Source organism: Escherichia sp. HH26CH (genome assembly GCF_009820205.1).
Taxonomy (GTDB): Bacteria; Pseudomonadota; Gammaproteobacteria; order Enterobacterales; family Enterobacteriaceae; genus Escherichia; species Escherichia coli_F.
Map to the genome: position 1 here is coordinate 98,479 of NZ_VNXM01000019.1, position 11,930 is coordinate 110,408.

The 11,930-nt window shown below is 51.6% G+C and carries 6 protein-coding genes; all 6 read right to left on the reverse strand.

The genetic code is table 11. The annotated features are described in order from the left end of the window. Positions 1-13: 13 nt before the first annotated feature. The 6 genes from FQ015_RS07475 to FQ015_RS07500 all read right to left on the reverse strand — a co-directional run bounded on the left by FQ015_RS07475 (position 14) and on the right by FQ015_RS07500 (position 11,922). A complete protein-coding gene (locus FQ015_RS07475; RefSeq protein WP_160523904.1) occupies positions 14-2,005 on the reverse strand; it encodes an SWIM zinc finger family protein in 1,992 nt (663 codons plus the stop codon). Further along, positions 2,002-3,138, reverse strand: a complete 1,137-nt coding sequence (locus FQ015_RS07480) for a VWA domain-containing protein (protein WP_160523905.1) — start codon at positions 3,136-3,138, stop codon at positions 2,002-2,004. Before FQ015_RS07480 ends, FQ015_RS07475 begins: the two co-directional genes overlap by 4 nt. Beyond that, complete coding sequence (locus FQ015_RS07485) at positions 3,131-5,410, reverse strand: DUF5682 family protein (RefSeq protein ID WP_160523906.1); 2,280 nt, start codon at positions 5,408-5,410, stop codon at positions 3,131-3,133. Before FQ015_RS07485 ends, FQ015_RS07480 begins: the two co-directional genes overlap by 8 nt. Positions 5,411-5,420: 10 nt before the next feature. Further along, positions 5,421-6,509, reverse strand: coding sequence for an ATP-binding protein (locus tag FQ015_RS07490; RefSeq protein WP_000074861.1), 1,089 nt, complete (start codon positions 6,507-6,509; stop codon positions 5,421-5,423). Between the two features lie 1,390 nt (positions 6,510-7,899). Continuing rightward, a complete protein-coding gene (gene yehK / locus FQ015_RS07495) occupies positions 7,900-8,217 on the reverse strand; it encodes a protein YehK (RefSeq protein ID WP_039021906.1) in 318 nt (105 codons plus the stop codon). Positions 8,218-8,277: 60 nt separating this feature from the next. Then, positions 8,278-11,922 carry a DUF4132 domain-containing protein gene (locus tag FQ015_RS07500; RefSeq protein WP_160523907.1) on the reverse strand — a complete coding sequence of 1,215 codons (3,645 nt, stop codon included), beginning with the start codon at positions 11,920-11,922 and terminating at the stop codon, positions 8,278-8,280. Positions 11,923-11,930: the final 8 nt, after the last annotated feature.

Consider the following 11,930-nt stretch of genomic DNA (forward strand, 5'->3'; position numbering starts at 1 on the left):
CTATTTGTCCTTGTTACTCAAGCAAGGTTAATAATTGTTCGCAAAGCAAAACGCAGTTATTCATTGCTTCTCCCCGTGCCTCGCCTTCTGTATTACGAAATTGTCCCAACACATGTGCCAGCCGATAAAAACCCATCGCGGTGAGTTCATTGACCAGCAACTCTGACTGACTAATGGCACTCTGTTCCTGATAGCGCCAGCCATTATGGAGCAGTTGAATAAGCAACGCCTGACAGCGCATCAGTAACTGATGAGTGGTAGACGGTACAGGCAGAACGCTGGTAGAAGGTAGCGGTGCCACAGGCGAAGTTTCTGCGTCCAGTGCCCAGGCGCGGGTTTGCGTCATCATTACTCGTGGTTCCAGTGTCAATTGCCCCTCAGCAAAATTGATAAACCCAGAAACCAGACTAACGGGATCTTCTGTTTGTTGTAACAGAGCTGCCATGCGTTCAACAGCAAAGGGCGCACTGGCTGAAGCTGGCAGTGATAACGTCAGCACATTATCGTCACCTTCGCCACTGATTACCTGCGCATCCAGTGTCTGCCGACTGCTGTCCCAACCGAGTGAAATGCACTCTTCTACTGGCAGAATAAATAAGTTATCGACCTGGTTAAGCGGTCGTATGGCGGCTGGCGGACGTTGGCGTAAATATTCCCGCAAAGCCACAATGCCCGGCTGGCGCAGTGGTGCGCTCAACATTTGCCAGGCATCAGGCGACAGCGGAACAACACTGCTTAAGCGGTTGCGGGTAGCTAACAGCAACTCGCCATCAGCACTGCGTTTTGCTGCTTGTGAAACAATTTGCCCACCCGCCAGCGCGCCAGCCTGAAAACTAAACAGCCGCCGTTTTGCCGCTGGAGAGTTATCCTGTTCACTTCTCGGCCAACTGCGCGAAAGATGCAAAATACTGCCGGTGTCGGGATCGGTGAACCAGATACGTAAACCATACCGCTCATTATCCTGCCAGCAACGCATACCTAGTGACACCAGCCGCAAATGATCAAGCTTTGCTTCGCCAGCAATGCCTGCGCCAATGACCGTGCGCCACGGTATGGGCGGTACTTCACCGACACTGTCACGTCGCGCCATCTCTTGTGCACTGTTCAAGCGACTGGTTAACGCCGCAAGCTGGCACAAGCATTTTCCGGCATGATAGTAGCTGGCGCGGGCGTGGAAGGCATCAACGCTTGCCCGTAGCTGTCGTAGTGATTCACTTACCCAACGCCAGTTGCAGCGTTCCGCCGCTTGCTGCGCGCGGCTGAAAGCGGCCTCGTAGTGGATTGACGGTTGGCTGATGCCGCCCAGCCATAATGCCTGACTTAATTGCTGAACATATTGACGACATGCTTTACCTTCGTCGCTGGAAAACGGATCGTCAGATGATGTGACGTGTTCACTGTGCATCTGCCAGATCAAATGAGTAAATTCTGCTTGTTGATTTTTGGCCTCGACGAAGGCCTGCACAGCCAGTACGACATGTTCACACAGCGTGCCTTCAATACAATCACAGCGTGCGAAACGAATGCTGCTGCGGGAATAAAAACGCACATCGCTCATCGGTAAGCGGGCAGAGGGAATTTCGCCCGGGGTGCAGAACAACTCAATGGTGATGCCTTTAGCGGCCAGCGCCTGCGCGCGTTTGCGCGTGGTATTGGGCAGGGTAGCCAGTTCTTCCTGCCAGATTGCCGGTTCCCACTCTTCTTCTTTTTCCGTAGGCTGGGCGGTGGCACAAAGTCGTTGATAACTTAACACCAGCATCACGCGATGACGGCACATGCCGCTGGCCCCGCAGCTGCATTGAGCCTCTTTCAGTGCCTGACTGTTCGCCAGCCGGGTACGGACACCGTCACTGAACGTGGCGATTAAAGCGCCGTTCTCATGGCAGATTTCCGGGACGTTGCCATTTTCCAGTTCTTTAAGGCTGCGCTTAACAAAACCGGCATTGCTTAACGCCGTCAAAGCTTGTGGTGTCAGTTCTAATAATTCCGGACGTAGTGAATTCATGACTGAAGATTCTCCGCAAGCCAGGTCGCCAGTTCGCCCGGTGTCATGGCAGCTATTTGTGCGCCGACATTAACCAGCGCCTGGGCCATATCGCGGTCATAGCAAGGTGTAGCGGTGCTATCTAGCGCCGCCAGTCCCAGCACTTTGATGCCGCTCTGGACACACTTTTTCACCTGATGCGTCAGCAATGATGATGAACCCCCTTCATAAAAATCGCTCACGAGGATAATGACGCTTTTCGCTGGTTGTTCAATAAGTTGCCGACCATACTCCACGGCACTGGCGATATTGGTCCCGCCGCCCAGTTGTACTTTCATTAATAACTCTACCGGATCAGCAACGTCTGCCGTGAGATCAACGACGCTGGTGTCAAACGCCACCAGATGGGTACGAATGCCGGGTAACTGCCATAAACAGGCCGCCATCACCGCTGAGTGGATCACCGAATCGACCATTGATCCGCTTTGATCAACCAGTAACACCAGCTGCCATTGTTCGCTATGGCGCTTAATGCGACTGTTAAAGCGGGGGGATTCGATATACAACTTGCCGTGTTGCGGGTGCCAGTGTTGCAGGTTGGCGCGCAGAGTACTTTTGAAATCGAAATTACGCGCCAGTGGAATAAATGAGCGGCGACGGCGATCGCGGACACCAGAAAAAGCCTGACGAACTTCCTTTGCCAGTCGCGCCATAATTTCTTCAACAACCTGGCGCACTATCCGGCGGGCGGCAGCCAGCACTTCGGGATTCATCAGATGTTTGGTGTGCAAAACGGCGCGTAACAGGCTTTCAGAGGGCTGCATACGTTCCAGCACGTCGAGATTTGTCACTACATCTTCAATGCCATAGCGCAGTACAGCATCGCTTTCCAGCCGCTCAATCACCTGTTGCGGAAACAGCGTGTGAATACTGTTGATCCAATCAGGGGTGGTGAGATTTGAGCCACCTAATCCACCGGAGCGTTCACCACGCTGGAGCCGTTCAGGATCGCGCCCGTACAGCCACTCCAGCGCGTGGTCCATCCGCCGGGCGTTGTCATCCAGCCCACAAAGCGTCGTTTCTGCCGCTTCGCCAAGAATTAATCGCCAGCGTTGTAGCTCACGAGTGGTCAGAAGATCGTTCAGTTCAGACATGGAAAACTCCCCAGTGTTGCAGTGATGCCATTGCCTGCTGTTCGAGTTGTTGATGATGTGCAATGGCTTGCGGTGGGCAATGCAACGGCATTTGCAGCGCCGAAACGGGAAGCTGAGCGAGCTGGTAATGCTCAAGCACCTGATGCGCCAGCGTCCCGCGTTCTCGTGGCGGTAGCCAGGCCATCGCCGCGCGCAAATCGGGCAGGGCGTTAATAAAATCGGCGTCACTCAGTTGATTCAAATGGCTGCTGAAACCGGCGATAAATGCAGGCTGACTGGCCAGTTGATGGCGGGCTAATGCCAGCAAACCGTGCAGCGCCTCGCCAGATTGTGCCGGGGATAATTGTGCCAGCATCGTCAGCGCCGCTTCGGCACTGGCGTTGGGATGTTCCAGACGCATCAGCGCGCCAAGGGCCGCACCGCGATCCAGCGCTGGGGCATGAATCGCCTGACTGCGACGTTCCAGTAAGGCTACCGCCGCAGAAAGCGAAACGCCGGGTAAATTAACGCCGCTATTTAGATCGCGCAGGATATGGCAAAGCGCCTGCCAGCTATGCAGGTGAGCGTGAAACTCCTTTTCATCCGGTCTGCCGTTGGATTCACACAGCCACAGCGTGCGATCGATAGCCGCGCATAACGTCGTCTGCAATATCTGCGCGCCTTGCATACCGCTGATTTCATCGAGTTGCCATAAGGCATAAAGCACTTCAAGCGCCTGGCCCATTTCGGCAAACTGATTTTCCTGGGCGATTAATAATGTGAGTTGTTCCAGTAATTGCTGACTGAAGGACGCCAGACCCGCTAACGCTGCCTGGCTAAGACATGTGGTGATGCCGCTGATTCCACCCGCGTCCAGCATATCGGCTTCTAATTTATTGCGTGCGGCCTCCTGGAGTGTGGCACCAAAGCAGGCGGCTTCAATCAATGCCGCATGTTGGCTAAGTGGCTGGGTTAATGTCCAGCGTTCTTCACCGTTGCCCGCCAGCGTCAGTGTACTTCCTTGCTCGCGCACAATGCCGGGAATCTCCAGTATTGCCAACCGATGTAGCACCTGACTTTGCGCCAGTCCATCGGGGGTAAAGCGATTTAAGGTAAGCTCCGCCGGAAGAGAGATTCCGGTACGTTCCAGTTCGCAGGTGACATCTTTTGGCAGAGGTGGCTGTGGCGTCGAGGGGGCAAGTTTACCGAATCCGTCACCTGCTAATGTGTCTATCAACGTTACCAGTATCGGATCGGTATCGGGATGAATAACGCCGCGATAGCTCCACGGCAACGGCGCATTCAAGGCTTCTTTAATCAGCGAGCCTGCTATGGCATCCAGCCAGTCAGCGCGTAACGGTAGTGTATGACCGCGCAGCTGTGCCAGCGCCATCGCATGTAGATGAGCGGCAGCCATATCCGCGGTTGAAGCAGGCAAGTGGTGCTGGCGCAAACGGGTAAGAACCGTTTTTAGTAGTTGTTCACCTGCCTGCTGCAAACCTGACTGCCAGCACCAGTTTTGCCAGACCGGGGCTGGCATTCCTGAAAGGTATCCTGCCAGCACATCAAGGCGCTTTTCACTGTATGGCGTGAGATAGCAACCTGTAACGGCATCATCCTGTGAGAGCAATTCTGGCTTGTTAATTTCTTGCGGGCATTCGCGCCACATTTTTGCAAGTGCCGGAGCGTGCCAGCCTCCGCAGACGACTAATACGTCGCCATTATTTTGCTGCATCGCCCATGCAATCCAGCGGGCCATAAAGGCTTCGCGCTGACGATTGAGTGCATCGCCGGAGGCGTCGCCCCGCAGTTGTGCAAAATAGTGCGCCAGTGCAGAGGGTAATATAGTTTGCTGGCTTTCATTTTCGAACAAGTGATCCCACAAGGTGTCGCTGTTATCCATGCGGGTGGCACGCAGCAGCAAGGCCTGGCTTTCCTCTTGCATATCCGGCGAATCATCCTCTTCTTCACTTTGTGCCCAGCAAGGCAAATCGATGAAGTAAGTTTGTGCCTGAATACGACGTGCGGCTTGTAGCGCCTGCCACTCCGGCGAAAATTCAGCAAATGGCGTCCAGGCACCACGCCCGGGGGCCGCACCGTCCTGATACTGGCAATAACTGTAAATAGCTACCGGAAGCTGGTGGGCTAACAACAGTTCGTCTACCCGGTCATTAAAATCAGCCGGGCCTTCAATCAACACGTATCGTGGCCGCTGGCTTTCGATTAACGATTTCACCAGCCGGGCGCAGGCCGGACTATGATGCCGGATGCCGACAATTAACGGCTCGCTCATGGATCTTTCCTCACGGCAGGCGGTGGCGAGCTTGATAATAAGCCTGCCAGTGAGCTTCTTTATGTGTAGCGACACGTTGTTCGAAGTAACGGCGCAGACGTGCGCGATCTTCTTCGTTATCTTTGACGATGGTTCCGGCAATACAGTCCACCAGGTCGGCTGGCTCCCCCGCGCGATTCGCTAAAAACCAGGCGCGGACGCCCACAGCGTGGGCCACGTTCACGGCTTCAGCGGTGGACATAATCGCTGTCAGTGTATCCATTGACGTTTTCTTTTCGCCGTTGGCACGCAGATCGCGGAAGGTGCGTACCAGTAACTCAAGTACCGCGTCAGGCACTTTATGCGGAATACCGCTATGGGCCAACAAACGCGCCGAAGCACTGGCGACCAGTTCCAGCTCCTGGGCGAAATCCATAATCGGAAAAACCGTTTCAAAATCGAAGCGACGCTTTAGCGCAGCGCTCATTTCATTGACGCCGCGATCGCGGGTATTGGCAGTGGCAATAATATTAAAGCCTTCTCGCGCATAGAGCTGACTGGCTTCACCAGTGAGTTCCGGCACCGTCATTACCCTGTCAGAAAGCATACCTAACAGACAGTCTTGTACTTCCAGCGGTGTACGCGTTATCTCTTCAAAACGGACAATTTTGCCGTCGCGCATTCCCTGGTAAAGTGGGGCAGGGACCAGCGCTTCCGTTGACGGGCCATGGTTGATAAGCAGGGCGTAGTTCCAGCCGTACTTGATTTGATCTTCGGTGGTAGATGCGCCGCCCTGGATGGTTAACCCAGCATCGCCGCTAATAGCGGTTGCCAGTAATTCAGACAGGAGAGATTTTGCGGTGCCAGGTTCCCCCACCAACATCAAACCGCGCCCGGTAGCAAGAGTGACTAACATGCGTTCGACAGCGGAGGGACTAATCACGACTTTACGGCTGATATTTTGCGCGCTATCGCCAAGAATAAAAGAACGGGCCGCAGGCAAACTTAACTGCCAACCGGGCGGGCAAGGTGCGTTATCATTTTGCTTTAATTTTGCCAGTTCATCGGCGTATAACACAGCGGCAGGCGGACGCTGCAGATGATTATTCTGCGGTGACATATATTCATCCCTGAAATGTATTAATCAAATAAACGATATTTTACGCGCAATAAATGTTTGGCGCATTAGTTGTTTGAGCGGAAAATATCTGGAAAGCAGATCACAGTAAATAAAAAAACCTGCTGGTGAGGCAGGTTCTTTTATTTACTACTTTCAGGCCTAACACCACGGCCTGTGCAACATCGTGTTCCAACGAACGAATTATAACCATCGGTGGACCCCGTTGCAATTAAGATAATGAGATTTATAATCCTGACTGTTGGGACGTTGCGCCGGATCGAACCCATTTCAAGTCCTGGCTACCGGACGGGTGGTGCCGCAGGTAGTGCCCTGATCCGGAGTGCAACATCGTGGTCCAACATACGTAAACCAGTATCGACAGGCAGTGTAAGGGTAAGATGCTGGTGTTGCGCTCCTTAATAAGGAGAGCGGATGGACACGCTGACACAAAAGTTAACCGTGCTCATTGCCGTACTGGAGTTATTAGTGGCTCTGTTACGGCTGATTGATTTGTTGAAGTAACGGGCAAATTGAAACGCATCTAAGGGGGAAAATACCGCTTCCCCCTTTAATAAAATGATTATTGCTTCCATTAATTCACCCGATAACTTTTTTCTTATTTATAAATTCATCGATTTTATAATGAACGTACATTTGACCGGGATGTGAGTATTTATGGTGGATTATGGGCAAAAATATCTGGAAAGCAGATCGCAGAAAATAAAAAAACCTGCTGGTGAGGCAGATTCTTTTATTTACAACTTTGACGTTAAGTTACTGATTATGCAACATGGCGCCCCAACGAACGAATTATAACGACCTACGGACCCCGTTGCAATTAAGATAATGAGATTTATAATCCTGACTGTTGGGAAGTTGCGCCGGATCGAACCAATTTCAAGTCCTGGCTACCGGACGGGTGGTGCCGCAGGTGGTGCTCTGATCCGGAGTGCAACATGGCGACTCAACATACGTAAACCAGTATCGACAGGCAGTGTAAGGGTAAGGTCCTGGTGTTGCGCTCCTTAATAAGGAGAGCGGATGGACACGCTGACACAAAAGTTAACTGTGCTCATTGCCGTACTGGAGTTATTAGTGGCTCTGTTACGGTTGATTGATTTGTTGAAGTAGCTGGCAAATTGAAACGCATCTAAGGGGGAATACCGTTTCCCCCTTTAATAAAGCTATACTCGCCATACTTCAAGTTGCATATGCTGCGGCTGCGGGTTATTCGGCCCATCCATGGACCTCACCCCTTACGGGGCCGCTACAAGTAGCGTTCAAATCCGCTCCATGCGGATTTGTCGTTCACTCCAGTCACTTACTTTAGTAAGCTTCTGGGGATTCACTCGCTTATCGCCTTCCTGCAACTTGAATTATTTAGAGTATATTATTCTATTTCTTGGTTGAATATGTTCTGTAGTTCACGATTAAAAATTGCTATTACAGTTTTAGGTGATTCACCTCGTAATTTTCGCTCATCAATAAATTCATCTCTTATATAAATCAACGCATCATTTATTAGCGGGTCGGCATCTTCTCTATCACGTTGATGAAATGTTGGACGTAGCCGGAATCGTTCCTGTCGATAGACGGAACCTGTAACTAATTCAGAGCATTTATGGATCTCAAGTCTGAAGGAAAACGGATCTTCAGGTACAGGGACTTCATAATCATAAATAGCGACCAGCTCTTTTTGCACGATCATCGCTTTTCCCGGTGGTAAGTCGTGTTAATAACGGGCAGTCGCATTACTCCCCGCTGTGTATTAATGGAAAATGACGTCAGGTGCGCTTAACGCTTCACTCAAATCAAACGTATCGAGTTCGGCAAAAGTGACAGATTTATTGTCACGGTACACTCGAAGAGAACGGAAGCTCATTAGCGCTTTGTTATCAGCACTGTAGTGGTTAAAACCGGGTGAAAACTTAAGGACCAGCCGGTACTCGCCCAGGTCATAGACAAATGCGTCCTCAAAACCTGACTCCCAGCCTTTGTATCGCATTCCCATAAGTTGCCCAACGGTTGCGGATTTACCTTCCCAGCGAGTCAGGCTGTTACTGGCTGACTCGTCAGGTGTGAGCAGCACTGTGCGCCGCATCAACTGGCGAAAAGGCGGCATAATTTCGTAATCGGCAAAAACCTGTGCAAATTCACTGCGCATTTCTGCTGTCATTTCTAACGGGTGGGCAATGCCAATCAGAGCATCCGCAGGCAGGTCAATTGGCTCATCTTGTGCGTTGCAGAACTCCCCCTCAGCGGCCACACGAAAGGCGTTGAGTAAACGACGCGGTTCATTTGCCGGATAAACCGCCCATATTAATCGCTGAGTAACCAGGCGAGTAAAGGGATGATTAACAAACAGAGAATGAAAATCTGCCAGCGACCAGCGTCGGGTGGTGCGTAGGGCAGTTTCAAGACGCGGGAGCAGGTTTTTGCTCACCTGAGTGGCATCTTTTTTTAGCCCTTTTAGTCGGGCCAGTGCCTCGGGCGCTTTCAGTTGATCGTCATCGGCGCGCAACCGGGGAACACTTTTCTGGCGAACGTTTTGCTGATCAAAGATAACCGGGTTGAGGTTTTCATCGAAGCGAACGGTAAACTGCCGGGGTCCAAAATCAAATATCAACGCCTGCGGATCATCCAGGCCCAGTGTTGGGACTAATCTGTCCGCTAACTCTTCCTGGCTTAGTCCACGATTTTCTGCGACCACCTGAAGAAATTCCGCCGCGTTATCACGTAAGGGACGGGATTTCGCCCGTTGCGATATATGATGCAGCTGTATCAGCGCCATATCATTATTCATCAGGGTAAGTATGTTCAGGCCACTGACGGCACGGGCAGATTTGCCTTCCTGTGGCCAGGCGAGGATCTTTGTCGTCAGATCCCGAGCCGTGCTTTCGTCACCAAAGAGACTTAACGCCAAAAAAGCCCAGTTGTCTTTTGCGGGGGCGCCAGCCTGTTGCCAGGCGGTGAAGAGATCCCAGGCAAAAGCGGCCAGCGTTTGTGGCTGGCAGAACGTTTTCAGTTGTTCCAGCCCGCAATAAAAACGTCCGCCCTGGGTAAAGCGCAGCATTTCGCCAATAATTTCCAGAGCGTCATCAGTAACAGGCTGATTATTCGTGATAAGACGCGGCCTGGACCACATTGCCGGATGCCAGAAATCAGGGGCTTTGGGAATGCGTGCCGGGTAAATCTCTATTGGACTCTGTTTAAGTAATTGCTCCAGGGCAGGCCATACATCTGTACGCTGCCAGCGGTTTGCTACAGTTTGCAGTAATTCGCCATGCCCTTGTTCATACAGTAAACGCAGAGCGCTGAGTGCCGCTTCGCTGTTATCGCCAGACCTGGCAAAGATTAATGGGATCAGCGCCGTAGCCGTATGCTCCGGCCATTGTAAAATCCACTGGCGAGCCAGATTACGCTGGCCCGCAAAACGATGCCAGACGCGGGCAATGGGTAACGCCAGTTCGGTAGTGCCGAATTGAATCAGCAGCGGAAATATCTCTTTTGGATGTCGGGCAAAGGCGGCGCTTAAACCGGGCAAAGCATCGGTACCCAGGACACTTAACAGATATTCTACCCCGGTGTAATGAAAATCAGCCGCAACAATTTGTTGCCAGCACGATACCGCCATTTCGCGCGGCATCTGCGCGATAAGGTACAGATTCCACACTCCCCAACGCTTTTCATCAGTGTAATTAAATTTGCGTTGGAAAGTTCGCCACCCCTCCATCAACGCAACGCTATCTTGTGCCAGTAATGCGCTGGCGGCCTCTTCCCGGTAGTGTTTATTTTCATTCTGTTTTGCCTGATAATTGAGCAATCTTCCTAATGAAGTATGTGTCTCTAGTTGATCGGTATCCAGAGCATCCAACTGTCCTGTGAGAATAAACTCATTAAACTTCCACCTGTGATCTTCAAAACCTAATTCCCGCAAGAAGGTATCGGTTCCTCTGCTAGCGAGACGTTCGTCAAAAGGCATGGCGCTAAAATGGCTGATTGTAGTTTGCTGTTCCTGCGTCCAGTGTTCCTGGGACGACCTGTACGCTTGCGGTACAAGCGTAAGTTCAGGTAGCGAAAAGTGAGTTATGGAAGCCTTTTTCCTGCCACGCCACGGTGGTGAAACGAGGATTTCAGGCAGACTATTGTTATCGGTGCTATCAATAACCGGTTTTGGCGAAGCCGATAAATAACTATTCACCACTGCCCGGGCTTGAGTACTTAACCACGGGATCACCTCTTCTGCCAGTTGTGGCTGCGATGCCATCAGCGTTTGTAACAGCGTACGCCAGTATTCATCACGTGCTTTTTGCTGTGCAGGCAGCTTTTTGTCTTCGATGATAGGATAACCAGGGCGCGTAGGGGGGGCTTTTAACGCCAGTAGTTCTGCCAGTGCGGCGAGCGTCGCATGGGGAAAGTTTTTACTGTATTTAGCCACACGCTGCAGGCTGGGTTTGTTTTTATCGACAACTAACAGCAAGATGCGAATAATTTGCGGATGGTTAATTTGTACCAGCAGGCTACCGCAATCTTCTTTATGGGCATACATTGCCAGGCGTGGAATGGCTGCCAGTCCTTGTTCGCGCAAAAGGGCGGCGCAGGCCGCGTAGCCGAAGTGGTTTTCATGCGACATGTAGCTGGCTTCGCGATCGCTGAATATATCCTGGCTCCAGTAGCGTTCGAGTTTTCTCACCGCTCTGGGGTCATTAGCAACAACTTTTAACCACTCCTTAGAATGAAAATGAGTCCGCGGGCATTCAAGGCCTACCAACTCATTGGCGATTTCTGGTTTCTCCGGGATGATGAGTGCAATAAAAGGACGGCGAACTTTGGGTATTCCTGGCAGTGCGGCAATGAGTTTGTCGGCGCAACGCTGCCAGCAGCTTTCCTCTGCCAGAGAGAGATGCTTACGCAGTCGGAGATCGAATTCGTTATAGGTTTCTGAGCGATAACCATAACCATCGTCCTCGTTCTGATACTGCAATGTTACTACCAGAGGATCACTCTCATAACACCGTACAATAAACTGGCGTGCAATCACCACTTCAGTCGCATATTCCAGTCCCTCTTGTTGGACGATTTCGTCGAGCAACTGTTGGCTATCATTTTGCGCGATACAGGCTAGCGCCGCCATTGTCCGGGCCGGAATTGAGGGTTTGTGCTCGCCGATCAAGTTGATGGCTTGCGTAATGGCCGACTGCCACTCCAGTGAAAAATTTTCATAACGCCAGACAATGTTTTTTTTCTTCTCAGCAATGTGTAGCAATTTATCACCCAGTGTCTGGATGAGGCTTTCAGTGATAACAGGCACCGGTTCGCCCGGCCAATTGCGATGGCTGAGTGGTGTTTTGCCTTTTTTATATTTCAGTTCCAGCTGGGCGTTATCCGCCAGCCACGGTAATTCCTTGTCCATGTTCTTTC